Annotated in this window: 26 protein-coding genes; 15 read left to right on the plus strand and 11 right to left on the minus strand. The window is 70.8% G+C overall.

The window, feature by feature from the left end:
- The first annotated feature begins 241 nt into the window (after nucleotides 1–241).
- Together ACZ4VI_RS14380 and ACZ4VI_RS14385 are read left to right on the plus strand one after the other, a co-directional pair.
- The gene (locus tag ACZ4VI_RS14380) at nucleotides 242–1288 is read left to right on the plus strand and encodes a DUF3179 domain-containing protein (protein ID WP_467999517.1); all 1047 of its coding nucleotides are present in this window, start codon (nucleotides 242–244) and stop codon (nucleotides 1286–1288) included.
- A complete protein-coding gene (locus ACZ4VI_RS14385; protein ID WP_467999518.1) occupies nucleotides 1285–1923 on the plus strand; it encodes a hypothetical protein in 639 nt (212 codons plus the stop codon). The genes ACZ4VI_RS14380 and ACZ4VI_RS14385 overlap by 4 nt, the downstream gene beginning before the upstream one ends.
- 37 nt (nucleotides 1924–1960) lie before the next feature.
- Here the strand turns inward: ACZ4VI_RS14385 and ACZ4VI_RS14390 are convergent, their stop codons facing one another.
- The gene (locus ACZ4VI_RS14390; RefSeq protein ID WP_467999519.1) at nucleotides 1961–2533 is read right to left on the minus strand and encodes an SRPBCC family protein; all 573 of its coding nucleotides are present in this window, start codon (nucleotides 2531–2533) and stop codon (nucleotides 1961–1963) included.
- A gap of 101 nt (nucleotides 2534–2634) precedes the next feature.
- On the opposite strand from ACZ4VI_RS14390, the gene ACZ4VI_RS14395 reads away from it, so the two are divergent.
- Entirely contained in the window at nucleotides 2635–3345 is a 711-nt protein-coding gene (locus ACZ4VI_RS14395) for a CDP-alcohol phosphatidyltransferase family protein (protein ID WP_467999520.1), read from the plus strand.
- Here ACZ4VI_RS14395 and ACZ4VI_RS14400 read toward each other — a convergent pair.
- Nucleotides 3322–3636 (minus strand): DUF427 domain-containing protein, encoded by a 315-nt coding sequence (locus tag ACZ4VI_RS14400; RefSeq protein ID WP_467999521.1) that lies wholly within the window; start codon nucleotides 3634–3636, stop codon nucleotides 3322–3324. The two genes, ACZ4VI_RS14395 and ACZ4VI_RS14400, sit on opposite strands and share 24 nt — an antisense overlap.
- Before the next feature lie 126 nt (nucleotides 3637–3762).
- On the opposite strand from ACZ4VI_RS14400, the gene ACZ4VI_RS14405 reads away from it, so the two are divergent.
- The 5 genes from ACZ4VI_RS14405 to ACZ4VI_RS14425 all read left to right on the plus strand — a co-directional run bounded on the left by ACZ4VI_RS14405 (nucleotide 3763) and on the right by ACZ4VI_RS14425 (nucleotide 6707).
- The gene (locus tag ACZ4VI_RS14405; protein ID WP_467999522.1) at nucleotides 3763–4182 is read left to right on the plus strand and encodes a DoxX family protein; all 420 of its coding nucleotides are present in this window, start codon (nucleotides 3763–3765) and stop codon (nucleotides 4180–4182) included.
- A gap of 74 nt (nucleotides 4183–4256) precedes the next feature.
- On the plus strand, nucleotides 4257–4592 hold the full coding sequence (locus ACZ4VI_RS14410; RefSeq protein WP_467999523.1) for an ArsR/SmtB family transcription factor: 336 nt from the start codon (nucleotides 4257–4259) through the stop codon (nucleotides 4590–4592).
- Between the two features lie 2 nt (nucleotides 4593–4594).
- Entirely contained in the window at nucleotides 4595–5323 is a 729-nt protein-coding gene (locus tag ACZ4VI_RS14415) for a cation efflux transmembrane domain-containing protein (RefSeq protein ID WP_467999524.1), read from the plus strand.
- 75 nt (nucleotides 5324–5398) lie between these two features.
- A complete protein-coding gene (locus tag ACZ4VI_RS14420) occupies nucleotides 5399–6190 on the plus strand; it encodes an ArsR/SmtB family transcription factor (protein ID WP_467999525.1) in 792 nt (263 codons plus the stop codon).
- Between the two features lie 13 nt (nucleotides 6191–6203).
- Nucleotides 6204–6707: a hypothetical protein gene (locus tag ACZ4VI_RS14425; protein WP_467999526.1), complete on the plus strand. Its 504-nt coding sequence runs from the start codon at nucleotides 6204–6206 to the stop codon at nucleotides 6705–6707.
- Nucleotides 6708–6852: 145 nt separating this feature from the next.
- Here the strand turns inward: ACZ4VI_RS14425 and ACZ4VI_RS14430 are convergent, their stop codons facing one another.
- The 3 genes from ACZ4VI_RS14430 to ACZ4VI_RS14440 all read right to left on the minus strand — a co-directional run bounded on the left by ACZ4VI_RS14430 (nucleotide 6853) and on the right by ACZ4VI_RS14440 (nucleotide 8728).
- Complete coding sequence (locus ACZ4VI_RS14430) at nucleotides 6853–7113, minus strand: cation transporter (protein ID WP_467999527.1); 261 nt, start codon at nucleotides 7111–7113, stop codon at nucleotides 6853–6855.
- On the minus strand, nucleotides 7113–8195 hold the full coding sequence (locus ACZ4VI_RS14435) for an urease accessory protein UreH domain-containing protein (RefSeq protein WP_467999528.1): 1083 nt from the start codon (nucleotides 8193–8195) through the stop codon (nucleotides 7113–7115). The genes ACZ4VI_RS14430 and ACZ4VI_RS14435 overlap by 1 nt, the downstream gene beginning before the upstream one ends.
- Before the next feature lie 134 nt (nucleotides 8196–8329).
- On the minus strand, nucleotides 8330–8728 hold the full coding sequence (locus ACZ4VI_RS14440) for a hypothetical protein (RefSeq protein ID WP_467999529.1): 399 nt from the start codon (nucleotides 8726–8728) through the stop codon (nucleotides 8330–8332).
- A 108-nt stretch (nucleotides 8729–8836) separates the two neighbouring features.
- Here ACZ4VI_RS14440 and ACZ4VI_RS14445 point away from each other — a divergent pair, with 108 nt between their 5' ends.
- Nucleotides 8837–9454 carry a TOPRIM nucleotidyl transferase/hydrolase domain-containing protein gene (locus ACZ4VI_RS14445; RefSeq protein WP_467999530.1) on the plus strand — a complete coding sequence of 206 codons (618 nt, stop codon included), beginning with the start codon at nucleotides 8837–8839 and terminating at the stop codon, nucleotides 9452–9454.
- 6 nt (nucleotides 9455–9460) lie between these two features.
- Here the strand turns inward: ACZ4VI_RS14445 and ACZ4VI_RS14450 are convergent, their stop codons facing one another.
- Nucleotides 9461–10285, minus strand: a complete 825-nt coding sequence (locus ACZ4VI_RS14450; protein WP_467999531.1) for a dienelactone hydrolase family protein — start codon at nucleotides 10283–10285, stop codon at nucleotides 9461–9463.
- Nucleotides 10286–10387: 102 nt separating this feature from the next.
- On the opposite strand from ACZ4VI_RS14450, the gene ACZ4VI_RS14455 reads away from it, so the two are divergent.
- Nucleotides 10388–11392: a GlxA family transcriptional regulator gene (locus ACZ4VI_RS14455; RefSeq protein ID WP_467999532.1), complete on the plus strand. Its 1005-nt coding sequence runs from the start codon at nucleotides 10388–10390 to the stop codon at nucleotides 11390–11392.
- A 63-nt stretch (nucleotides 11393–11455) separates the two neighbouring features.
- On the opposite strand, the gene katG is transcribed toward ACZ4VI_RS14455, so the two are convergent.
- The gene (gene katG, locus ACZ4VI_RS14460; protein ID WP_467999533.1) at nucleotides 11456–13645 is read right to left on the minus strand and encodes a catalase/peroxidase HPI; all 2190 of its coding nucleotides are present in this window, start codon (nucleotides 13643–13645) and stop codon (nucleotides 11456–11458) included.
- A gap of 219 nt (nucleotides 13646–13864) precedes the next feature.
- Here katG and ACZ4VI_RS14465 point away from each other — a divergent pair, with 219 nt between their 5' ends.
- Nucleotides 13865–15343, plus strand: a complete 1479-nt coding sequence (locus ACZ4VI_RS14465; protein WP_467999534.1) for a glutamate-cysteine ligase family protein — start codon at nucleotides 13865–13867, stop codon at nucleotides 15341–15343.
- A gap of 101 nt (nucleotides 15344–15444) precedes the next feature.
- Here ACZ4VI_RS14465 and ACZ4VI_RS14470 read toward each other — a convergent pair whose 3' ends face one another.
- Complete coding sequence (locus tag ACZ4VI_RS14470) at nucleotides 15445–16263, minus strand: SDR family NAD(P)-dependent oxidoreductase (protein WP_467999535.1); 819 nt, start codon at nucleotides 16261–16263, stop codon at nucleotides 15445–15447.
- Between the two features lie 94 nt (nucleotides 16264–16357).
- Entirely contained in the window at nucleotides 16358–17155 is a 798-nt protein-coding gene (locus tag ACZ4VI_RS14475) for a VOC family protein (protein ID WP_467999536.1), read from the minus strand.
- A gap of 139 nt (nucleotides 17156–17294) precedes the next feature.
- Here ACZ4VI_RS14475 and ACZ4VI_RS14480 point away from each other — a divergent pair, with 139 nt between their 5' ends.
- Nucleotides 17295–17894: an SMI1/KNR4 family protein gene (locus ACZ4VI_RS14480; protein WP_467999537.1), complete on the plus strand. Its 600-nt coding sequence runs from the start codon at nucleotides 17295–17297 to the stop codon at nucleotides 17892–17894.
- Between the two features lie 651 nt (nucleotides 17895–18545).
- Here the strand turns inward: ACZ4VI_RS14480 and ACZ4VI_RS14485 are convergent.
- Both ACZ4VI_RS14485 and ACZ4VI_RS14490 read right to left on the minus strand, forming a co-directional pair.
- Entirely contained in the window at nucleotides 18546–19166 is a 621-nt protein-coding gene (locus ACZ4VI_RS14485; RefSeq protein ID WP_467999538.1) for a GNAT family N-acetyltransferase, read from the minus strand.
- Nucleotides 19167–19231: 65 nt separating this feature from the next.
- On the minus strand, nucleotides 19232–20326 hold the full coding sequence (locus ACZ4VI_RS14490) for a baeRF3 domain-containing protein (protein ID WP_467999539.1): 1095 nt from the start codon (nucleotides 20324–20326) through the stop codon (nucleotides 19232–19234).
- A 245-nt stretch (nucleotides 20327–20571) separates the two neighbouring features.
- On the opposite strand from ACZ4VI_RS14490, the gene ACZ4VI_RS14495 reads away from it, so the two are divergent.
- The 3 genes from ACZ4VI_RS14495 (at nucleotide 20572) to ACZ4VI_RS14505 (ending at nucleotide 22890) form a co-directional block, all read left to right on the plus strand.
- Nucleotides 20572–21555: a Dyp-type peroxidase gene (locus ACZ4VI_RS14495; RefSeq protein WP_467999540.1), complete on the plus strand. Its 984-nt coding sequence runs from the start codon at nucleotides 20572–20574 to the stop codon at nucleotides 21553–21555.
- A 5-nt stretch (nucleotides 21556–21560) separates the two neighbouring features.
- Entirely contained in the window at nucleotides 21561–22379 is an 819-nt protein-coding gene (locus tag ACZ4VI_RS14500) for a family 1 encapsulin nanocompartment shell protein (protein ID WP_467999541.1), read from the plus strand.
- Between the two features lie 307 nt (nucleotides 22380–22686).
- Nucleotides 22687–22890, plus strand: coding sequence for a cold-shock protein (locus tag ACZ4VI_RS14505; RefSeq protein WP_033201600.1), 204 nt, complete (start codon nucleotides 22687–22689; stop codon nucleotides 22888–22890).
- Nucleotides 22891–22955 lie beyond the last annotated feature (65 nt).

A 22955-nucleotide genomic window follows, 5' to 3' on the forward strand; every position in this document is an offset into this window, starting at 1 on the left:
GCCGAGGCTCGCGCCCCGGCCTGGACATGCGACATCAGCGGCCGGCCCCCCGGTCACCCTGTCCCCCTCGGTCACTCTGTCCCCCCGGTCACGCTGTCTCCTAGGTCACCTGTGGGATCCGCGGCACCATGGTCTGAACGCTAGGCCCGGAAACGGCGCGAGAACTGTAAGCGCGCTCACCGAAACGACACCCTCTCCGCGCGAGCATTAAGGAGAGCGGACTCCTGCCGGGAGGTGTCACGTGAACGCCCAGCAGCGTCGTCGCACCGGGCCGGAACGGCGGCAGGTCGCCAAGGGCGCCGGCGTCATCGGGGGAGTCGTCGTCCTGCTCGTGGGCGGCGGCGTCATCGGCTGGCAGGCCACCTCGGGTCCGGACCGTCCGGCCACCTCGGTGACCGCCGTGCAGCCCGGGCAGGACCCCTCGCTGGAGGCGCTGGCCGCCGCGGCCGTCTCCGGCGGCCCGGGCAAGGACGGGATCCCCTCCATCGACCGGCCCAGGTACGTGCCGGCGGGCGAGGCGTCGTTCCTCGCCGACGACGACCCGGTGTTCGGACTTGAGCACCGCGGCGAGGTCCGGGCGTACCCGCAGCTCGTGCTGGTGTGGCACGAGATCGTCAACGACACGGCGGGCGGGCGGCCGCTCGCCGTCACCTACTGCCCGCTGACGGGCACCGTCATCGGGTTCTCCGCGCCGGCCGGCACGCAGGAGCTGACGTTCGGCACCACCGGCCGGCTGGTCAACTCCAACCTGCTGATGTACGACCGGCAGACCGGCTCCAAGTGGCCCCAGCTGCTCGGCACCGCGATCAGCGGCCCGCTCAAGGGCACCCGGCTCGACACCGTCCCGCTGGTGTGGACGACGTGGAAGCAGTGGCGCGCCGCCCACCCCGACACCCAGGTGCTGTCCACCGACACCGGCGCCCTGCGCAGCTACGGCAGCGACCCGTACGGCTCCTACGACGCGTACCCGGACCGCGGCGGCTACTACGCGGACGAGGGCACCCTCTTCCCCGTACTGGCCACCAGCGACCGCTTCCCCGACAAGGACGTCGTCATGGGCGTACGCGTCGGCGACGAGCGGCTCGCCATCCACAAGGACCTCGTCCGCAGGGCCGGGACCGTGCGCGCGGAGCTGGCGGGCACCCAGATCGAAGCCCGATGGGACGACGAACTCGGCACCGCCCGGGTCGTGCAGCGCGTGGGCGACCGGTGGGAGCCGGCGGACCATCTGGACTCGATGTGGTTCGCCTGGCACGCCTTCTACCCGAACACGCAGGTGCGGCGGTGAACCGGCTCGTCGCCTCCTTGGCGAGGACGGGAGACGCCTGGGACGCCACGCTCACCGCCACCCTGGCCACGCCTCGACGCGTGCGCGCCGCGCTCGCCGTACGGCGCCACCGCCGGGCCGGACTGATCGCCGCCGTCGTGGTGCTGACGGCGTACCTCTTCTCCATCGGCGATCTCGCGGTGTCGGCCACCGGCCGCTTCACCGGGGCGCCCGTGTTCCGGACGGCCTGGGACCGGCTGTTCCACGTCCGAGCGCCGTACCTGTTCGAACCCGTCCTCGCGTGGCACCCGACGGAGCACGTGGCGGTGTTCCTCAGCCCGGTCAACCTTCTGCTGGGCGCGGTCGTCGCCGTCCTGGTCGGGTGCAACGTCGCGGTGGCCGGGGACGTGGCCCGGCGGCGGGCCTGCCGGCGGACCGGATACGCACGGCTGCTCGCGGCCCTGCCCGCTTTCCTGCTCGGATTCGCCTGCTGCGCACCGACGTTCCTGCTCGTGCTGGGCACCGGCACGGCAGCGGCGCTCCTGCCGGTTCTGACCCCTCTGCGCCCGCTGTTCTATCCGCTCACGCTGCTGATGCTGACCGGCACGCTGGTGTGGGGTGCGTCGCGGAGCGTCCGGCCGCGTGTTCAGATCTGAACGAGATCGGAACGAACATGGTCGTGCTGACGGCGGCTCACCGCAGCGCGGAGCGGCGCTCGGCTTCCTCCCGTACTGCCGCCAGGGACGCGGCCACGGTCGCCTCCCAGCGTGGGGCGACCAGGTCGCCCCACCACTGGCCGGCTCGCCACAGGTCGGTGGAGAGCCGGCCCTCGTACACCAGACGCGTCCGTCCCGCATGGTCATCCAGGACGAACGACTCGACCACGCCGGGCACCGGTCCGCGAACGAGGCGGAAGTCGACCCGGCTGGGACGGGTGAACCTTACGGTCTCCGTCGTCTTCGCCGTCAGCCGCCCGCCCGCGACCGGGGTGGCGTGCGCGGCGAGCACCATGTCGCCGCCCCGCTCCAGAACATGGACCTTCTCCCGCATCGCCCGGGTGGGCTGCCCGAGATACGGCTGGGCGATCACGTCGAAGACCGTCTCGCGGGGTGCCGCGATGTCGACGGTCTGCGGCCCGAGGGGCCGGGTCCGGCGCCCCACCCCGACATCCAGCGGCATCGCACCCGTCACCAGCCCCAGATACCCGGCCGCCACCGCGCTTCCGCCCACCCCCGCCACGACCGCCAGTCGCCCGAACCAGGCCATCTCCCGCTCCCTTCGACGGAAGGAACGCTACGGCCGACACGCCCCGGTATCGGTGAGCGTGCTCACGTTCCGGTGTCGCGTCCTTGGCCTACGGTGACGTCGTGCGCGTACCCGATCCCCGCGTATCCGATCTCCCCGTATCCGACCTCCGCGTATCCGACCTCACCGACAGCCGCGCGGCGACGAACGCCCTGCTGGCGGCGGCGAGAGAGGACCACTGGAGACCGCGCGCCGTCGCCCGTTTCCTGGGGCAGGCCGCGGACCGGTCGGCGCGACAGGCGGCCCGCCGCCGACCGGCGGTCGCCCAGCTCACCGCCCTGCACGGCCTTCTGCTGCTCCAGGCCCGGACCCGGAGGGACCGAGGATGGGTGACGGCCAGCTGGCTGCTGTGCTCGCTTCACCTGGGACTTCTGGAGGACCGTGACCGGCTCTCCACTGCTGATGTCCTCACCCTCATCCGCGGCAACCTCCCCGCCACGGCCGTCGGATCCAGCCGCGCCTCGGGCGTGCTCGCGCTCGTATCCGACCTGGCCGACGGCCGGCTGGCCCGCCGTCGGTCCACCGTCTCCCCGTTCGGTGACTACGCCGACTCCTTCGCCGACGCCGCGTTCTGGACCTGGCTCGTGCTGCGGCACGAACCGAGCCGTACGGTGCGGGCGGCCGCGATCGCAGCCTGGGCCGCGCCGGTCGTCACGGTCACAGCGATCGCCTTCCGCCGCGGCAGCATGCCGGAGCGGCCGCGCCCCGCGCTGCTGCGACCGGCCGCGGCCATGCAGTGCCTCGTCGCGCTACGCCACCTCCTCCGGCGCTGACTCCGGCGTGCCCTCCACCACCACGCCGTGCCAGAAGGCGACATGGTTCTTGATCCTCCGAGCGAAGGGGCTGGGCTTGGGGTAGTACCAGGCGGCGTTCGGATTGGTCCGCCCACCCACTTCGAGGCTGTAGTAACGGGCGATCCCCTTCCAGAAGCAGAGGGACCTCGCCCGGCTCTCCACCAGGTACTCGCGGCGCAGCGACTCGGGCGGGAAGTAGTGGTTGCCCTCGACGACGACCGTGTGCGGCGCCTCCGCGATCACCGCGCCGTTCCACACCGCGCGCATCATGGCCGGCCTCCTTCCTGCTCTGCTCTCGACGCTACGCGCCTCGCGGGTGGGGCTTGGTGTCCGCGCTCACACTTCCCGGTGGGACCATGGAGAGGAAGCGGCCGACGGTGTCTCCAGGAGGTCACCATGGACGTGCTCGTGCTGATCGGACGCCTGCTCTTCGCACTGCTCTTCCTCGCCTCGTCCACTGCGCACCTCACCAAGACCAAGGCCATGGGCGCGTACGCCGGGTCCCGAGGCGTACCGTTCCCTGTCCCGGCAACGATCGCAAGCGGCGTGCTGATCCTGGCCGGAGGGGTGAGTATCGCCCTCGGCATCTGGGCGGACCTGGGCGCGCTGCTCATCGCCGTCTTCGTCTTTACCAGCGCCGTCCTGATGCACGGGTTCTGGCGGGACGAAGAACCGCAGGCGCGGCAGGGGGAGCAGACCCACTTCCTGAAGGACACCGCCTTGGGCGGCGCCGCCCTCATGCTCCTCGCGTTCTTCTCGTACGCCGGCGACGACCTCGGCCTGACGATCACCGGCCCGCTCTTCGACATCGACTGAGCGCGCGAACCCGCGCTGGGCGTCAGGAACAGTTCAGGGTTCTGTGAATTCAGAAATCCGTGTACTATCGCGCCATGCTGACCCTCGCCACCGACCTCGACGCCCTCACCCGATTCGGGCGGGCGCTGGCCGATCCGATTCGCTGCCGCATCCTGCTCGCGCTGCGCGAGGCCCCCGCCTACCCCTCCGACCTCGCCGACAGTCTCGGGATCTCCCGCACCCGGCTGTCCAACCAGCTGGCCTGCCTGCGCGACTGCGGCCTCGTCGTCGCCGTCCCCGAAGGCCGGCGCACCCGCTACGAACTCGCCGACCCCCGCCTCGGCCACGCCCTCGACGACCTGCGCACCGCCGTCGTGGCAGTCGAGACGGACCGTACCTGTCCGGATTCCGCCGACGAGGGGTGCTGCTGATCGTGACCGCGGAGATATCCCTGCCCCTCGGCCCGTCGCCGACCCGCCGCGACGCGCTCGCCAGGCGCATACGCCTGCTGGTCGCCGCCACCATCACCTACAACGTGATCGAGGCGATCGTCGCGATCACCGCGGGAACGATCGCCTCCTCCACGGCCCTGATCGGCTTCGGTCTCGACTCGGTCATCGAGGTCTCCTCCGCGGCCGCCGTCGCCTGGCAGTTCTCCGCCCGTGAACACGCCGTACGCGAGGCCCGCGAGAAGGCCACCCTGCGCATCATCGCCGTCTCCTTCTTCGCCCTCGCCGCCTACGTCACCTTCGACGCCGTCCGCGCCCTGACCGGCACCGGCGAGGCCGAACGCTCCATCCCCGGCATCGTCATCGCCGCCCTCTCCCTCGCGATCATGCCGTTCCTGTCCGCCGCCCAGCGCAGGGCCGGCCGCGAACTCGGCTCCGCCAGCGCTGTCGCGGACTCCAAGCAGACCCTGCTGTGCACCTACCTCTCCGCCGTCCTCCTCGTCGGCCTCGTCCTCAACGCCACCCTCGGCTGGTCCTGGGCCGACCCCCTCGCGGCCCTCGTCATCGCCGCCATCGCCGTCAAGGAGGGCCGCGACGCCTGGCAGGGGAAGGGCTGCTGCGCCCCCACCGCCTCTGTCGCCGTCCCGGCCCCGGCCGCCGGTGTCGAGGCGGACGCGTGCGGCTGCCGCCCCGGCTGCGACTGCTGCAACTGAGGTCCGTCGCCGGGCCGTTGACATTATGCAGGTGATTGCCTGCATAATAAGTCCGTGAGCCTTCAGGCGAGAGCAATGGACGCAGTCTTCAAAGCACTGGCCGATCCCACCCGGCGACTCCTGCTCGACCGTCTGCGCGAGCAGGACGGCCAGACACTGGGTGAGCTGTGCGCGCGCCTGGGCATGGCGCGCCAGTCGGCGACACAGCACCTCGATGTCCTCGTGCGGGCCGATCTGGTGACCGTCGTGCGCCGTGGACGGGAGCGGCTGCACTACCTCAACCCGGTGCCGATCCACGAGATCGAGGAGCGGTGGATCTCCGTGTTCGACAGGCCCCGCCTGCGCGCGATCAGTGCCATCCGGAACCAGGCAGAGGAGTACGCCATGACCGACACACCTTCCTCCCTACCGAGCTATGTCTACGTCACCTACATCCGCGCGAGCGCGGAGCAGGTGTGGCGGGCGTTGACGGACGCCGATCTGACGGCGCGCTACTGGGGACACGCCAACGTCTCGGACTGGAAGCCGGGCTCGGCGTGGGAGCACCGGCGCGTCGACGGATCGGGCGTCGTCGACGTCGTCGGGCGAGTGATCGAGGCCGAGCCCCCGACCCGCCTGGTCGTCACCTTCGAGGACACCCCCGATGCCGAAACGCCACGAGAGCCGTCGGTCGTCACCTTCCTCGTCGAACCGCACGAGGACATCGTCCGGCTCACGGTGAGCCACGAGAATCTCCCCGACACGGAGATGCTCAACGGGATCTCGCGCGGATGGCCGGCGGTGCTGGCGAACCTCAAGTCGCTGCTCGAAACCGGTGAGGTCCTCCCCCAGGCGCCCTGGGAAATGGCCCCCGCGCACGGCAGCTAGGGAGGACGCGACGATGGACACCACCTCACTTCGGGATGCCTATCGCGTCCTCGTGGACGCCGCCGCGACCGTGGCCGACGCCGACTCGCAGGGTGCGAGCCCGGTCCCGCCCGACGGCGAGTGGAACGCCGATCAGATCCTGGCCCACGTCTCCCTCGTCACCGCCGCCACCATCACGGCCGTCTCGGCCGTCTCTTCTGGCGCGAACACGACCTACGACAACCGCATGGCGCTCGACATCTGGACCATCGAGCGCGTCATCGCCCTCGCGGGCGGCGACGCCGGGCTGCGGAACCGTGTCCGTGTCCAGGGGGATGCCCTGTGCGCACTGGCCGGACCGCTGCTGAGCGAGGCCGAACTCGACACACTCGTACCCACGCTGCTGCTCTCGAACGGCACCGTCCTGGTCGATCAGCTCATGCCGCTGAGGGACCTCGTCACGGGCCTCGCGGACGTGGAGCTGCCTGGCCATACGCGACAACTGCTGGCCCTCCTGCCGGAGGCCGCCGGGCTGTAGGGCGCGGATGCAGAACCGCCCTGGTGGCACGGGGGAGTCCACCAGGGCGGTATGCCTGGAAGTGTAGAGGATTATCCGCCGGTGGAAACCTCTTCGGCTTTCACGGCCGGAAAGAGCTCACTCGACGGGCGTCCTCGGGTACGTGTCAGCCGGCGACGCGTGCCGTGTAGTCGCCGGCCGCTTCCACGGCGGCCACGAGCGCCGCGGTGTCGACCTCGGTGCCCTCCTCCAGGCGTACGACACTGCGCCCGGAGCGTACGTCGGTGGCGGCCGAGCGGACTCCGGGAAGTTCTTCGAGTTCGTCGTCGATGAGCAGCCCGCAGCTGCCGCAGTGCATGCCCTCGATGAGAAGCACCACCTGCTCGCCGGTCGCGGCGGACTGTTTCTTACGGCCGAACAGCTTCATCACAGATCCTCCTCGAAGTCGATGGCGCCGGTCTGCATGCCCATGGCGCAGGAGAAGCGGAGCGTGCCGGGATCGCGCGTGCCCAGGTCGATCTCGGTGTCGCCGTCGCGCTTGACGATCTCCTGGACGCCGAGCTCGGGGATCGTGAACGCGCGGGCGCAGCCGCCCGAGTCCTTGCCGCGCAGCACCAGCGTGGTGGGTACGCCGGCCTTCGCGGTGAACTGCGTGGGGAGGTAGAAGTCCGTGACCGTCAGGGTGACGATCTGCTGTCCGGAGGCGTCGATCCGTACCGGGGCAGCCTCCGCGGTCACTGTCCCGCCGTTGCCGTCACCACTTCCGTCACCGCCCTCGACGATGAACGGCCCGGTCGGCACCGCCTGCTTGTCGGGAGTGCCGAACGAGACCCAGCCGCCCGCCTGCAGCGCGGAACCCATCGTCCAGGCGGCGACGGCCAGCACCACCACACCGGTGAGTACGGCCAGCCGACCCGCGAGTGCCTGGCTGGTACGGCGGAAGACGTAGCCGAGCACGGCGAACAGCGGCGCCGTACCGAGCACGAACCCGGCCATCACCGCGGCCCCCGCCACCGGCGATCCGGAGGTGACGGCGAGCAGTTCCATCGACAGGGTCACCCCACAGGGCACCAGGACGGTGGCGAAGCCGATCAGGGCCGGAGTGGCCACCGAGTCGGTCCTCGCGCTGCGCCGCATCAGTCGGCCGAACGACGCGGGCGGCCGTGGCAGCAGCCGGCCCACCCACCTCACACCGAACAGATCCAGTGCGAACAGCACCATGAACGCCCCGGCGGCCAGCAACAGCACCGCCTGCTTACGAGGGCTGGGCTGCAGGGCGTCACCGAAGACGCCCAGCAGGGCGCCGAGCAGGGTATGGGAGACGAGCTTCCCCGCCAGGAACGCCCCGGCCGGAGCGAGCGCCCTGCCGGCCCCGGGCGCGGGGGCGGAGGTACGGCGGCGGGTGACGGCCCCGGCCAGCAGACCCCCCTGAACGGCGGCGCACGAGGCACCACCGGCGAGCAGACCGGTGCTCGCACCGGTGATCAGCAAAGCGACGGACGACGGCATGCGTCGTTACTCCTGTTCTGCGACTGTTCTGCGACGACGGCACGCACACAGGGACACAGAATCCGGGCGCGCCGAAGAGGACATGAGGAACACGGCGTCCCGTGAGGCCCATCAGCCTCACGAGGGGCCGGCCGTCACGTCCGAGACACGCACAACCGATGCAGATCAGGAGGTGCCGCCAGCGGCGGCGGGGCATTCGGCTGCGCCGACGGGAGCACCGGCGAGCAGGCCATCACACGCGGCGTGGCCGAGAGCACGGGCACCGACGGGCCGTCCTGAGCCAGGACCCCCTTCGGCGCCGCACACTGCTCCTCGACCAGGGGGCAGCCCGGACCGTGGCCCGGCGATTCGGCCACGGCCGCCGGAGCGGCGGTATGGCCGACATGCATGCCGACGACGTCCCGCGGAGCCATGTCCATCGGCCCCGGCATCGCCATGGCTGGGCGCGCCAGCCCCGTCAGACACGCGAACAGCGCGCACACCAACACCGCCCCGGACCACGTCCGGAGCGACAGGGGCAGGCGTCGCAGCATGAGCGTCATGCTAGGCCATGGGCCGGCAGCAGCCCCGCCGGCGCCCCAGGCACTCGCAGAGGCGAAAAATGCCGTGCCGCGCCGTCGGTGGCGGTGCAGACTCGCTCCATGGCGGATATGGGGGCGTTCCAGGATGCGGTCGGTGACTGGGCGAGCGGCGGGCCCGGCGGGCCCGCGAAGGATCTGGCCGCGCGATTGGGCGTACGGACGGCGGTTCTCCTCGAAGGGCCGAGCGACCTCGCGGCCGTCGAGGCGCTGGCTGCACGACGTGGCCGGGACCTGGCCGCCGAAGGGGTGTGCGTGGTGTCGATGGGCGGGGCGATGAACGTCGGCCGCTATGCCGGCCTGCTCGGGCCGCCCGGCCTCGGTCTGCACCTGGCCGGGCTGTGCGACGTACGCGAACAGGGCTATTTCGAACGCGGCTGGCAAGCGGCGCGTGCGCCACGCCAGGACATCTTCGTGTGCGCGGCGGATCTGGAGGAGGAGCTCATCCGTGCGCTGGGCACGGCACGGGTCGAGGAGATCGTCCGGACCGAGGGCGACCTCCGCGCGTGGCAGACCTTCCTGCAGCAGCCCGCCCAGAACGGCCGCCCCCGGCAGCAGCAGTTGCGCCGCTTCCTCGGCACGAAGAAGGGCCGCAAGATCCGCTACGGCCGCCTCCTCGTCGAGGCCCTCGATCCCGAGCGGGTACCGGCTCCCCTCGACGACCTCCTCACGAGCCTGTGAACGGGCCTATCCCGGCCGCGTCCGGAGCCGCTCGGTCAGGAAGGCGATGATCTCGTCCCGGGCCTGCACGGTGGGGTGACCCTCCCGGTCGACGAGGTGCGCCGTGACGACGCTGTGGGCGCAGCCGACGACGTCGCGGAAGAAGGGCGGAGGATCCGTGTTCGCGCTCTCGGCCTTGAGCACGCGGCCGTCGAACGCGTCCCCGAGCAGCGCCCGGTACGCCGCGAACCGCCGACCGGTGCACCACGTGTCGTTCTCGAAGCGGTAGGCGAGCACCTTCAGTCCGTCTCGCGCCACGCGTTCGGCCACGGCAGCGGCGTCCTCGTCGCTGATCTCCAGGCCGCCGGGGTCGTCCAGCGGAAGCGACGGATGGTTGACCACAGGCGCGATGACGGCGGGTTCGAGCGCCATCGTCAACGCGAAGTTACCGGTGAAGCAGAGACCGACGGCGCCGACGCCGGGCCCGCCGCGCTCGACGTGCGCCAGGCGGGCGAGGCCGCGCAGCCAGGTGACGACGGGGCTGGTGCCGCCACCGGCGAACGCCCGGAACTCGGCGCTGACGCACGCGCGTCGAACGACGGTCTCGCGTGCCTCGGCGAGCGGATAGGCGCCGTCGACGCCGAAGAGGGAGGGCAGGTACACGCTGAAGCCGGCATCGCGCACCCACCGCGCGAACCGCGCCACGTCGGGGCTGATACCCGGCATCTCGGGCATGAGTACGACCGCCGGTCCCGACCCCGCGACGTACACGGTCTTGTCGACGCCGTCGACGCTGACGGACCGCCGTGAGAAGTCGTCCAAGGGATCGTTCCGACCTCGCTTGATTGTCATGACCGAGATGATGACGAGCGGCCGTCCCACCTGAGAAGCGGCGACATCGCCAGGTATCCCGTTAATATCGCCACCCGTTCAACAGGCGTCACGGGAGGCCGTATGAGTCCGCTGCGCGTCGGTGTGCTGGCCTACCCCGGGTGCTTCGCGTCGGAGGTGTACGGAGTCCCCGACCTCCTCGCCATGGCGACGCACGTCGCCGCGGCGGCGCACGGGCCGGCCCAGCCTTCCTACGAGACGTCGGTCGTCTCGCCCCGGCGGCGGGTGGTCGCGTCCGGCGGCTCGGTCCTCGACGTCTCGGCGGTGCGCCCCGTGGACGTCCTGATCGTGCCGGGCTTCGAGCTGTCGCCCACGCTCGACCTCGACGCGACACTCGCGGACCTGGGACCTGAAGTCGCGTCGATCCGCTCGCAGGCGGCGTCGGGGACGGCCGTCGTCTCGATCTGCGTGGGCGCCTTCCTGGTCGCCGAAGCCGGGCTGCTCGGCGGGCGGGAAGCGACGACATCCTGGCTGTTCGCGGACCGCTTCGCCCGCCGGTACGCCGATGTGCGACTCCGCGCCGAGCAGTTGGTCGTGACCGACCGGGGGGTGACGACCACCGCGGCCTTCAGCGCCATGTACGACTTCGCGCTGCAGTTCATCCGCGAGCACGACGGCCCCCGCGTCGCTCGTAGCACCGCGCGCATCGCGCTGGTCGACGACGCGCGTTCCACGCAGGCTCCATATGCCGACTGGGGGCTCGTCCCCACCGTGGGCAGGGAGTTCTCGCTCGGCGTCAAGCGCCGGCTCGACCAGAACCTCGGGGCGCGCTACGACCTGCCCGCCCTCGCCCAGGAGTTCCACGTGAGCACGAGGACCCTGCTCCGTCGCTTCCGCGACGAAGCCGGTGAGACGCCGCTCGCGTACCTGCAGAAGGTCCGCGTACGTCGCGCCAGACACCTCCTGGAGACGACCGGCATGACGGTCGCCGGCATCGCCGCCGAGGTCGGGTACCGCGATCCCGGGGCGTTCAGCGGCATCTTCGCCCGACACACGGGCCGGCGGCCGAGGGAGTACCGCGCGATGTTCCATCGCGGCGCCGACGGCACCGCCACCCACCACAGCTGAGCACGGTCGTCCCGGTCGGCGCGAGAGCGGCCGACCAGGACGACCGGGACAGCGGGCCGCCGCTCAGGCGAGGTCGAACCGGTCGAGGTTCATCACCTTGTCCCACGCCGCCACGAAATCACGCACGAACTGCTCTCCCGCGTCGTCGGACGCGTAGACCTCCGAGAGCGCTCGGAGCTGCGAGTGCGAGCCGAAGACGAGATCGACGGCCGTGGCGGTCCACCTGACCTCGCCCGTGGTCCGGTCCCGGCCCTCGTAGACGTTGTCGGCCGACTCCGCCGCCTTCCACTCCGTGTCCATGTCGAGGAGGTTGACGAAGAAGTCGTTCGTCAGCGTCGCCGGCCGGTCGGTGAGGAGGCCGTGCCGGGACTGCCTGAAGCCGGTGTTCAGGGCCCGCATGCCGCCGACGAGGACCGTCATCTCGGGAGCGGTCAGGGTCAGCAGGCTGGCGCGGTCCAGGAGGAGGGTCTCCGGCGACAGCTTCTCTCCCGCCCGGAGGTAGTTGCGGAACCCGTCCGCCCTGGGTTCGAGGACGGCGAACGACGCCACGTCCGTCTGCTCCTGCGAGGCGTCCGTACGCCCCGGTGCGAACGGGACCGTGATGGGGTGCCCGGCGTCCTTCGCGGCCCGCTCGACGGCCGCGCACCCGCCCAGGACGATCAGGTCGGCGAGGGAGACCTTCGTCCCGCCGGCCTGCGAGGAGTTGAAGTCCCGCTGGATCTGCTCCAGGGTCCCCACGACCTCGGCCACCTCGGGCAGGTCATTGACCTCCCAGTCCTTCTGCGGCGCGAGCCTGATCCGTGCCCCGTTGGCCCCACCACGCTTGTCGGTACCGCGGAAGCTCGCCGCCGACGCCCAGGCGGTGGTGACCAACTGGGGGACGGAAAGACCCGAGGCAAGGATCCTCTCCTTGAGGGCGGCGATGTCCGCGTCCCCGACCAGTTCGTGATCGACCTCGGGCACGGGGTCCTGCCACAGCTGCGGCTCGGGAATCCACGGGCCGAGGTAGCGGGCGATGGGCCCCATGTCGCGGTGCAACAGCTTGTACCAGGCCTTGGCGAACGCGAGCGCGAGTTCGTCCGGGTTCTCGTGGAAGCGCTTCGCGATCGGCGCGTAGACGGGATCCAGCTTCAGCGAGAGGTCCGTCGTCAGCATCATGGGAGCGTGCCTCTTCGACGGATCGTGCGCATCGGGCACCGTGCCCTGCGCGGACGGATCCTTCGGAGTCCACTGGTGCGCACCGGCCGGGCTCGTCGTCAGCTCCCAGTCGTACCGGAACAGGTTGTCCAGGTAGCCGTTGTCCCACCTCGTGGGCTCGGAGGTCCATGCGCCCTCCAGCCCACTGGTGAGCGTGTCGGCGCCCTTGCCGCTGCCGTACGTGTTCTTCCAGCCGATGCCCTGCTGCTCGATGGGGCAGGCCTCGGGCTCCGGACCGATGTACGAGGGGTCGACCGCACCATGGCACTTGCCGAACGTGTGGCCGCCGACGATGAGCGCGACCGTCTCCTCGTCGTTCATCGCCATACGCCCGAACGTCTCGCGAATGTCCCGGGCGGCCGCGATCGGATCCGGATTGCCGTTGGGGCCCTCCGGATTGACGTAGATGAGTCCCATCTGAACGGCACCGAAAGGACCGGTGAGTTCCCTGTCGCCGGTGTAGCGCTCATCGCCGAGCCAGGTGTCCTCGGGCCCCCAGAAGATCTCCTCGGGTTCCCAGATGTCCTCCCGGCCGAAGCCGAACCCGAATGTCTTGAATCCCATGGATTCCATGGCGCAGTTGCCGGCGAACACCAGAAGGTCGGCCCATGAGATCTTCCGGCCGTATTTCTTCTTGACCGGCCAGAGCAGCCGGCGCGCCTTGTCGAGGCTCGCGTTGTCGGGCCAGCTGTTGAGGGGGGCGAAGCGCTGGGCGCCGGAACCGCCACCACCCCGGCCGTCGGCGATGCGGTACGTCCCCGCCGCATGCCAGCTCATCCGGATGAAGAGCGGCCCGTAATGGCCGTAGTCGGCCGGCCACCAGTCCTGCGACGTCGTCATCAACTCGAAGAGGTCGCGCTTCAGCGCGTCGACGTCGAGGGTCGCGAACTCCTCCGCGTAATCGAAGTCCTCGCTCATCGGATTGGCCTGGGGCGAGTGCTGGTGGAGAACCTGAAGGTCCAGCTGATTGGGCCACCAGTCGCGGTTGGTCCTGGGCTGGGTCGGAGTGGGGGTGGGGGAGGAAATTGCCGGGTTCTCGCTTTCGCTGCCGGACACGTCCGTCCTTCTTCCTGTCTCGGTGTTTCCTACGGGTGGCGCGACCGTATGGTCGCGCACCGTCCCGGCAAATTTCCGTCACCCCACCGAGCCTGAACAGGTGAACCCGATATGAGTGAGGTTCTCGAACGTTCCGACGGCGGCTTCGGTGGTTGGGCCGCCTCCGGAGTGGGACGCTGAAGGGTGAGGGGCCGTGCCGACCAGACTCGGGAGGGCCGAATGGGACGTGACGTCCCGGCGCTGGTGTTCACCCGTGACGACCGTCGCCGGTTCCGGAACAAGATGCACACGTGCCTCGACGTGTTCGCGCGGATGCTGCGCGAGGCGCGGTTCGATTTCGAGCGGCCACAGGTCGGCCTGGAGATCGAACTGAACCTCGTCGACGCCTCCGCCGAGCCCGCCATGCGCAGCTCGGACGTCCTGGAGGCGATCGCGGACCCCTCCTGGTCGACCGAGCTGGGCCGGTTCAACCTGGAGATCAACGTCGAGCCGCGCCTGCTCACCGCGGGTGGTCCCGACTCCTGGGAGCAGGAGATCCGCGGCGCGCTCAACCACGCGGAGGAGAAGGCCGCGGCGATCGGCGCCCATCTGGTCATGATCGGGATCCTGCCGACACTGGAGCTCAAGGACGCGGGCCGGGCCGCGCTGTCCGAGAACCCGCGCTATCACCTGCTGAACGAACAGATCTTCGCCGCGCGAGGCGAGGACCTGCTGATCTCGGTGGACGGCGTGGAGAAGCTGCGGACCTACGCGGACACGATCACGCCGGAGGCGGCCTGTACCAGTACCCAGTTCCATCTTCAGGTCTCGCCCGACGAATTCGCCGACTACTGGAACGCCGCGCAGGCCGTGGCGGGCGTCCAGGTGGCCCTGGCGGCGAACTCTCCGTTCCTGTTCGCCAAGGAGCTGTGGAGCGAGACGCGCATTCCGCTCTTCGAGCAGGCCACCGACACCCGTCCGGACGAGATCAAGGTGCAGGGAGTACGGCCCCGGGTGTGGTTCGGCGAGCGGTGGATCACCTCCGTCTTCGACCTCTTCGAGGAGAACGCCCGGTACTTCCCGGCGCTGCTGCCGCTCTGCGACGACGAGGACCCGCAGGAGATGCTCGACCGCGGAGAGATCCCCGGACTCTCCGAGCTCACCCTGCACAACGGGACGGTCTACCGCTGGAACCGTCCCGTCTACGCCGTCGTCGACGGCGTACCGCATCTGCGCGTGGAGAACCGGGTGCTGCCCGCGGGGCCCACGGTGACGGACGTACTGTCGAACGGCGCGTTCTACTACGGGCTTGTCCGCGCCCTGGTCGACGAGGACCGGCCCGTGTGGTCACGGATGTCGTTCTCGGCGGCGGAGCATAATCTGCACACCGCGGCCCGGCACGGAATCGACGCCCAGCTGTACTGGCCCGGGATGGGCGAGGTCCCGGCGACCGAGCTGGTGCTGCGGCGTCTCCTTACGCTGGCGGACCGCGGCCTGGAGCGGCTGGGCATGGACGCGGCCCGGCGGGAGCCACTTCTGGGGATCATCGAGCAGCGGTGCGTCAGCGGCCGTAACGGCGCGGTGTGGCAGTCCGAGACGTTCCACCACATCCACGACATCGCCCACGCGGACCGGCACCAGGCGCTGAGGCGGATGACGCAGCAGTACATCGAGTACATGCATATGAACGCGCCGGCGCACACCTGGCCGGTCGACTGAGTCCGTGCCCGGAGTCGCTGGTCAGGGGGCGGTCGGACCGCGGTCCGCCGGCCGGCGAGCGCCGTCGTGATCCGCTCACGATCCTCAGCCGACGCGAATGATCAGCTGTGAGGCGCCCGTGGTTCGATGCGGAAGTCGAAGGCGAGCGTGCCGGGGTCGAGGGCGGTCACGCCGCCGTCCACGGTCAGTACGGCTCCGTTGACGAAGGAGGCGGCGGGGGAGAGGAGCCAGGCGACGGCCTCGGCGACCTCGCGCGGCTCACCGGGGCGCCGGGCGGGCAGGACGCGGGTCACTTCCTCGTAGGCCGCGTCAACACCGCCCTCACCCAGGCCCGCTTCGTCGGCGAACCGGCTCATCCGGCGGTCCGCCATGTCGGTGCGCACCCAGCTCGGGCACACGGTGTTGGCGCGCAGGCCCGCGGGCCCGTAGTCGACCGCAAGGGAGCGGCAGAGCTGGAGCAGCGCCGCCTTGGAGGTGGCGTAGGCGGCATTGCCCACGCCGTTGCGCAACGCGGACACCGAGGCGACCGCGACCACGGCGCCCCGGGCGTCGAGCAGATGGGGGAGCGCGGCGCGCAGGAGGTGGAACGGGCCCGTGAGGTTGGTCCGCATGACCGCGTCCCAGTCCTCGAGCGTCACCGCGCCCACGCTGCCGCCGCGTCCGATACCGGCGTTGAGGACGAGCCCGTCGAGGCGGCCGTACGCGGTGACGGCCGTGTCGACGAGTGCGCGCACGGCGTCGGGGTCGCCGATGTCGGAGGGGACGGCGAGGGCTCCGGTCTCCTCCGCGACGAGCCGCAGCGGCTCGGGGCGGCGTCCGGAGACCACCACGTGGTGCCCCGCCTCGCGCAGCAGCCGCGCGGTCGCGGCGCCGATCCCGGTCCCGCCGCCGGTCACGAGGTACACGCGCTGATCCGCCATGGTCGTCGAGCCTCCGTCCGCGCACTGCCGTCCGCCGTCGTCATGATCATATGCACGGGACGGCGGCCGGTGCGGGCGAGGCGGCGGCGCCTGTTCAGGCCTTGACCGGGGTGAGTACGACGAAGTCCGCGTTCGACGGGTCGACGCAGACCGCCAGCCGGCCGACGCCTTCCGCGTCGTCAGGGCCCATCTGCACGGTTCCGCCGTTCTCCGTGACCCTGGCGACCGCGGCGTCGCAGTCCTCGACGTCGAAGACCGGGTGCCAGTATGGCTTCCCGTTCGTCAGGGCGAGATGCTCCTTGGGCAAGGCCATGATGCCGCCCTGCATCCGCTCCTCGGGCAGCCCGGCGGGCGTGATCAGGGAGTACGTACCACCGCCGCCCGGCAGCTCCATGTCGCTGTACCACCAGCCGAAGACATCGCCGTAGAACTGCTTCGCGCCCGCGGCGTCAGACGTGTACAGCTCGGTCCAGGAGAGTGAGCCCGGGGCGTCGACCAGCTCCACGCCCTTGTTCGTACCGGGCTGCCAGACCGCGAACTGGCCGCCCAGGGGGTCGCTGTACTGCGCCATCCGGCCCCACTCGTCGAGGTCCATGGGAGGGACCCGGACAGTGCCGCCCGCCTGCTCGACCGCCCGGGTGGTGGCGTCCGCGTCGCTGACGTTGTAGTAGATCATCCAGGCCGAGCGCGCGCCCTTCTCCGTGAGCTTGCCGAGCCCGGCGACGATCTTGCCGTCCTTGCGGAACATCCCGCCTTCCATGTCCTCACCGCCCTCCATGGGCTGGTAGTCCCAGCCGAGCACGGCGCCGTAGAACGCCGCCGCGGCCGGTACGTCAGGCGCGCCGAGGTCCAGCCAGCAAGGGGCGCCAGGGACGGCGTCGGTGGTGATCATGATCATTCCCTTTCGAAGGTCGTCCGTGTCACGTCAGCCTCGCACCGGGCCGTCGCTCGCGCACGACGGACGAACGGGCGGGGCCGGCACCGACGACCCTTGTCGCGTCGGGCGCCGTAGTGGTCACTACGCTTCCGGCATGACTGCCGCTCCGCCTCCGTCGCTGACCCTCGACGCCGCCAGGGCCCTCCAGAGCCTCACCGGAGCCGACATCGGACCCGGCCTGAGCGAGCGGGAACTCGAGGCGATCGAGGCCCGGTTCGGCTTCACGTTCGCGGCGGACCACCGGGTCTTCCTGGCCGCCGGGCTCCCGCTCGGTTCGCGGAGGTGGCCCGACTGGCGGGACGGCGACGACGCGGAGCTGGCCGAGTGGCTCGCGCAACCGGCGCAGGGCGTGCTCTTCGACGTGGAGCGCAACGGTTTCTGGCATCCCGCCTGGAGCCCGCGGCCGGCAGAGACCTCCGACGCGCTGCGCGTCGCACGCTCCGAGCTGGCGGAAGTGCCGCAGCTGGTCCCCGTCTACGGCCACCGCTACCTGCCCGGCACGGCAGGCGAGTCGGGCCACCCGGTCCTGTCCGTCCACCAGACCGACATCATCGTCTACGGGAACGACCTCGCCGACTACGTCCAGCACGAGTTCACCGGCCGGGCGAGCAGCCTCCACGCGCACGCGACCGTCGGCTTCTGGTCGCACTTCGTCGAGGGCGGCCCGGGCACCGACGTCACCGCGCCAGCCTGACCAAGGCCCTCAAGGCCCTCCCCTGGGAGGCGGCCCGCTGGGAACTCGTACGGTGGTGGCTCCGGCTGATCGTGAACGGTTCGCTGGAGCCGGGGGCCGGCGGTGATCTGATCACGTACGAGGGGTGGGGCGCCCTGGGGCGCTTCCTCGCTCCAGCCGTTCGTCGACAAGGTCGAGGCGTACAACGAACGGCGGCTCGCGGTGGGGCCGTTGGAGCGGGCGATCGTCGCGGAGGCCGAGCGGCTGCTCGCCGGCCCCTGGCCGCCCCTCCACTGACGGCCTTGTCCGCCTGATGATCACGGGCTACTGTGCCCCGGCACGTAACAGGGGGATCACTGCAGGAAGTCCGCCAGCGGAGGCGGTGGTTCGGTGAAGCTGGGCGCGGGGGAGGACGTCTTCCGGTGGGCGGTTCCGCCACAGCGCTGCTCTGGGACGGTGCGCGGCCGCAGAAGGTACTGGGCCACCCGGCGGTCGTCTACTCCGAGCCCACCATGACGACGCCCACAGCGGTACCGGCGTCCCGGCCCGCGTCCTGTCCGTGGCCCAGGACGCGAAGGACAGGGGCGGCTCGTTCGAGCTGGCGATGTGGCGCGAGGACGGCGTGGCCGCGCCGTCACGATGTTCGACGACACCGGCCAACGCGAGGGCTTCTCAACGGTGTTGCCAGGCGTCGGCCGGGCGGCGCGGCTCACGCCACATCGCCCACAGCGTCGGCCCGTTCCCCGGCAGCTGAAGCTCCTCGCGCACGGTGAAGCCGAAGTGCTCGTAGAAGGGCAGGTTGGCCGGCTTGGAGGACTCCAGATAGGCGGGCATGCCCGCCGCGTCGGCCTTGGCCAGCCCCGAGCGCAGCAGCGCGGCCCCGTGGCCCTGGCCCTGGGCGGCCGGGTCGGCGCCGATCAGCGCCAGGTACCAGTGCGGCTCCTGGGGGGTGTGCTGGGCGGCGGCCTCGACGGCGGCACCGAACACGGGAGCCCGGTCGCCGAGGATGTTCGTCAGCTCCTGGATCGTCTCCGCGTCGGGGACGGCCTTGGCCTGCGCCTCCGGCGGTACCCAGAACGCGGCGGCCGACTCGGTGCGCTCGCACACCGCGTGGTGGACGTACTGGCGGGTGAAGATCGTGGTGAAGTACCGGCCGAGCCCTGCCTCGCGCGAGGTGTCGTCGGGGAAGAACCAGCGCATCATCGGGTCGTCGTCGAAGGCGCGGGTGAAGGTGCGGCCGATCAGCGCGGCGTCGTCGATCGTTGCCGTTTTCGGGGTGTTCGTCATCGACATACGGGCCATTCTGCACCCCGATGATCTTGAACGACGCGGCGGGGGCCGTTGTCCCTCAGCGGGGCTCAGTAGCGCAGGACCGCGGCGATCCGGCCCGTCTCGGTCAGCGTGTCGTCGGGGACGAAGCGCACGGCCGCGCCCGTTTCCAGGGCCTGTTCGACGATCTCGTCCACGATGTCGTCGCGCGAGTCGATGTCGGTGGGCTCCGCGGGTTCGAGGTGGTCGCCGTAGGCGCGGACGACCGTCTGGTAGTGCTCCTCCACGGCCAGCAGCCGGATCCGGCCCTCCTTCGCCGAGGCCCAGACCTCGTCGAGGCCTCCGGCGAACTCGCGCCGTCCCTGTGCGGCGTCCAGTTCGGAGACGACAGCGGCCGTCTCCGATTCCTGCCTCGCCGTACGGAGCGGCTTGAGCGCCTGCCACACCGCCGCCGCCGGGCCCGCCGCCAGGCCGCCGATCTGGACGGCCGTCATGTCCTTGCCCAGGGGCCCTTGGTCTTCCAGCAGGGACAGTGCGGCGGCCTCACCGAGTACGTACAGCGGCCGGGGGGAGGAGGCGAGTACGACGCGCATCGCCTCGTGCGCTTCGCGCAGGAACTGGCGGGTCGCCTCGTCCTGGAAGGTGCTCGGCACGTCGCCGATGCGCTCCTCGCGCTCGACGTCGACGTTCTCCTGGATCCGCGTCAGCGGGAAGCCGTCCCTGGCGGTCTCGCGGACGCGCTCGGAGTCGCCGCTCCAGAGGGACACTCGGTCGGCGGCGACGGCCAGGGCCCAGAACGGCTGCTCGGCGGCCTGGGCCGCGACCAGATTGCGCGTCAGGAACGTGTCGGCGACGACGACCCGCTCGGGAACAGTCCGGGCCACGGTCCACACGTGGTGCTCTCCGGGAGCCGCGTAGATCACGAGCCCGTCCTCCGCATGGACGAGATCGACCTCCGTGACCGCTTGCTCCAACTGGCTCATCACGTCCGCGCGCCGCTCGCGGGTCACCGCGGGGTCGTTCTCGATCGCCTCCCCCGCCCGGGCCAGCAGGTTGCGAAGCCGGACGGGATCCTGGGCGTTGTCGGGCTCTCGGCGGTGCGTCGGCATGACCAGGGAGACAGCCGGATAGGGCCGGGGCTGACGCAGCTTCGCGAGCAGTTCGGTGCTGAGCGCAGGATGCATGGGAGGAGGCCTTTCGGGCGCGAACGCGGGGGCGGGGGTAGGGTCGCCGGCCAATCAGTAGGCACGATATGCCCGTATTCGCGTGGCGGCGCGTCGTGCCTCACGACGGGGTGACGCACGCACAGGACCCGACACGACCGCTCCCCATCCGTTCGCCGTAGGGGTGGGCGCCCTGGCTCCGGGCCGGATACTCTGGCGGCGTCCTTTTTGTCATCGTTCATGCCTTATTGCCTGCCGGGAGTCGCATGGTCACCACGCAGCACGTCGTCGGACCGCCGTCGCGAGCCGCCGTGTTCCTCGTGGCCACGCTGAACCCCGGCGGCGAGGCAGCCGTACGGGACGCGCTGGCCGATCTCGCCGGGCTCACGCGCTCCGTGGCCTTCCGCGCGACCGACGATGCCCTCACCTGTGTCGCGGGCATCGGCTCGGACGCGTGGGACCGTCTCGTCGGCGGACCGCGCCCCCGCGAACTCCACCCGTTCCCACCGCTGTCCGGCCCCCGGCACCGGGCGCCGTCCACGCCGGGCGATCTGCTGTTCCATCTGCGCGCCCGCCGCATGGATCTCTGTTTCGAACTGGCCCGGCTCGTCGTCGAGGCCCTCGGACCCGCCGTCACCGTCGTCGACGAGGTGCACGGCTTCAGGTACTTCGACGAGCGCGACCTCCTCGGCTTCGTCGATGGCAGCGAGAACCCCGAGGGCGGCGCGGCGGACGACGCCGTCTTCGTGACCGACGACGATCCGCCGTTCCGCGGCGGCAGTTACGTCGTCGTGCAGAAGTACGTCCACGATATGGCGGCCTGGCAGGCGCTCACCGTCGAGCAGCAGGAGCACGTCATCGGCCGCACGAAGTCGGCCAACGTCGAACTGCCCGACGGCGTCCAGCCGGCCGACTCGCACGTCGCGCTCAACACGATCGTCGACGACGACGGCACCGAGCGGAAGATCGTGCGCGACAACATGCCGTTCGGCCGGATCGGCCGCGGCGAGTTCGGCACGTACTTCATCGGCTACGCACGGACGCCCGCGGTGACCGAGCGCATGCTGCGCAACATGTTCCTCGGCGACCCGCCCGGCGTCACCGACCGCATCCTCGACTTCTCCACCGCCGTGACCGGCGGCCTCTTCTTCGTCCCCAGCGCCGACCTCCTCGACGACCTCCCCGCCCCTTCCGCCGGAGCCGCCCACCGCACCGACTCCCTGCGCATCGGCAGCCTCAAAGGAGCCTGAGCGTCATGACCGACCCCGCCGTCACCGGCAACCTGCACCGCGAACTCGCCCCGATCACCCCCGCCGCCTGGGCCGAGATCGAGGAGGAGGCCCGTCGCACCTTCCGGCGCCATGTCGCCGGTCGCCGAGTCGTCGACGTCCCCGACCCGGCGGGCCCGGAGCTCGCCGCCGCCGGTACCGGACACCTCACCGCGATCGAGCCGCCCGCCCCCGGTGTCGCCGCGCGGCTGCGCGAAGCGCGGCAACTGGTGGAGCTCCGCGTCCCGTTCACCGTGAGCAGGGCCGCCGTGGACGACGTCGAGCGCGGCTCTCACGACTCCGACTGGCAGCCCGTCAAGGACGCGGCACGCGCCATGGCGTTCGCCGAGGACCGGACCGTCTTCGACGGGTACGCGGCGGCGGGCATCGAAGGGCTGCGGTCGAGATCGTCCAACCCGGAGCTGAGCCTGCCCGCCGAGCCGCGCGACTACCCGGACGCGATCAGCCGGGCGCTGACCTCACTCCGGCTGGCGGGCGTCGACGGTCCGTACGCGCTCCTGCTGGGCGCCGACGCGTACACGGCGGTCAGCGAGACCTCCGACCACGGCTACCCGATCGCGGCGCACCTCGGCCGGATCCTGGACGGCGACCCGATCTGGGCGCCCGCACTGGCCGGCGCGTTCGTCCTGTCCACCCGGGGCGGCGACTTCGAGCTCCTCCTCGGCCAGGACCTGGCGATCGGCTACACCGCGCACGACGCGAAGGGCATCGAGCTGTACTTCCAGGAGACGCTGACGTTCCTGACGTACACGGACGAGGCCGTCGTCGTCCTCAAGGCGCACTGAGGCGCACCGCAGGCGTGCCGAAGGAGGAAACCCTGCGGTGGAGCAGCCTCGCACGCGCGCGCATGTGCCTGCGCGCGGGCGCGCCGCGAGGCGCGGAATGAGGAATTCCGTGCACATCCGACCACGCCGTGCTACAGTCGAATCAGTTGCAGTTGTGGTTCCCATAGACTTCAAGTGCCTTAGGTGAATTCATTTCGCCGGGCACTTTTTGTATTTTCGGTGCTGTTTCCGGACGGGGCAATCATCGCGGCGACGCCGGGATTCGCACAGTGCGGATCCCCGGGTAGTGCCTCGAAGGAGATATGACATGGCTACTGGCACCGTGAAGTGGTTCAACTCGGAAAAGGGCTTCGGCTTCATCGAGCAGGAGGGTGGCGGCCCGGACGTGTTCGCCCACTACTCCAACATCGCGACCTCTGGCTTCCGTGAGCTTCAGGAGGGCCAGAAGGTGACCTTCGACGTCACCCAGGGTCAGAAGGGCCCGCAGGCGGAGAACATTCTCCCCGCCTGACGCCGAGCCTTCAGACGCAGCTGGGGTCCTCACCCTCGAGGTGAGGGCCCCAGCTCGTCGCATTT

The organism is Streptomyces sp. NPDC029169 (assembly GCF_055563935.1).

Bases quoted from the DNA above. Each gene is read 5' to 3' on its own strand.
- ACZ4VI_RS14390 (WP_467999519.1), bottom strand. From the start codon at position 2,533: ATGGCCTGGTTCGGGCGACTGGCGGTCGTGGCGGGGGTGGGCGGAAGC.
- ACZ4VI_RS14400 (WP_467999521.1), bottom strand. From the start codon at position 3,636: ATGATGCGCGCGGTGTGGAACGGCGCGGTGATCGCGGAGGCGCCGCAC.
- ACZ4VI_RS14405 (WP_467999522.1), top strand. From the start codon at position 3,763: ATGGACGTGCTCGTGCTGATCGGACGCCTGCTCTTCGCACTGCTCTTC.
- ACZ4VI_RS14410 (WP_467999523.1), top strand. From the start codon at position 4,257: ATGCTGACCCTCGCCACCGACCTCGACGCCCTCACCCGATTCGGGCGG.
- ACZ4VI_RS14420 (WP_467999525.1), top strand. From the start codon at position 5,399: ATGGACGCAGTCTTCAAAGCACTGGCCGATCCCACCCGGCGACTCCTG.
- ACZ4VI_RS14425 (WP_467999526.1), top strand. From the start codon at position 6,204: ATGGACACCACCTCACTTCGGGATGCCTATCGCGTCCTCGTGGACGCC.
- ACZ4VI_RS14430 (WP_467999527.1), bottom strand. From the start codon at position 7,113: ATGAAGCTGTTCGGCCGTAAGAAACAGTCCGCCGCGACCGGCGAGCAG.
- ACZ4VI_RS14435 (WP_467999528.1), bottom strand. From the start codon at position 8,195: ATGCCGTCGTCCGTCGCTTTGCTGATCACCGGTGCGAGCACCGGTCTG.
- ACZ4VI_RS14440 (WP_467999529.1), bottom strand. From the start codon at position 8,728: ATGCTGCGACGCCTGCCCCTGTCGCTCCGGACGTGGTCCGGGGCGGTG.
- ACZ4VI_RS14445 (WP_467999530.1), top strand. From the start codon at position 8,837: ATGGCGGATATGGGGGCGTTCCAGGATGCGGTCGGTGACTGGGCGAGC.
- ACZ4VI_RS14450 (WP_467999531.1), bottom strand. From the start codon at position 10,285: ATGACAATCAAGCGAGGTCGGAACGATCCCTTGGACGACTTCTCACGG.
- ACZ4VI_RS14455 (WP_467999532.1), top strand. From the start codon at position 10,388: ATGAGTCCGCTGCGCGTCGGTGTGCTGGCCTACCCCGGGTGCTTCGCG.
- ACZ4VI_RS14465 (WP_467999534.1), top strand. From the start codon at position 13,865: ATGGGACGTGACGTCCCGGCGCTGGTGTTCACCCGTGACGACCGTCGC.
- ACZ4VI_RS14470 (WP_467999535.1), bottom strand. From the start codon at position 16,263: ATGGCGGATCAGCGCGTGTACCTCGTGACCGGCGGCGGGACCGGGATC.
- ACZ4VI_RS14475 (WP_467999536.1), bottom strand. From the start codon at position 17,155: ATGATCACCACCGACGCCGTCCCTGGCGCCCCTTGCTGGCTGGACCTC.
- ACZ4VI_RS14480 (WP_467999537.1), top strand. From the start codon at position 17,295: ATGACTGCCGCTCCGCCTCCGTCGCTGACCCTCGACGCCGCCAGGGCC.
- ACZ4VI_RS14485 (WP_467999538.1), bottom strand. From the start codon at position 19,166: ATGTCGATGACGAACACCCCGAAAACGGCAACGATCGACGACGCCGCG.
- ACZ4VI_RS14490 (WP_467999539.1), bottom strand. From the start codon at position 20,326: ATGCATCCTGCGCTCAGCACCGAACTGCTCGCGAAGCTGCGTCAGCCC.
- ACZ4VI_RS14495 (WP_467999540.1), top strand. From the start codon at position 20,572: ATGGTCACCACGCAGCACGTCGTCGGACCGCCGTCGCGAGCCGCCGTG.
- ACZ4VI_RS14500 (WP_467999541.1), top strand. From the start codon at position 21,561: ATGACCGACCCCGCCGTCACCGGCAACCTGCACCGCGAACTCGCCCCG.
- ACZ4VI_RS14505 (WP_033201600.1), top strand. From the start codon at position 22,687: ATGGCTACTGGCACCGTGAAGTGGTTCAACTCGGAAAAGGGCTTCGGC.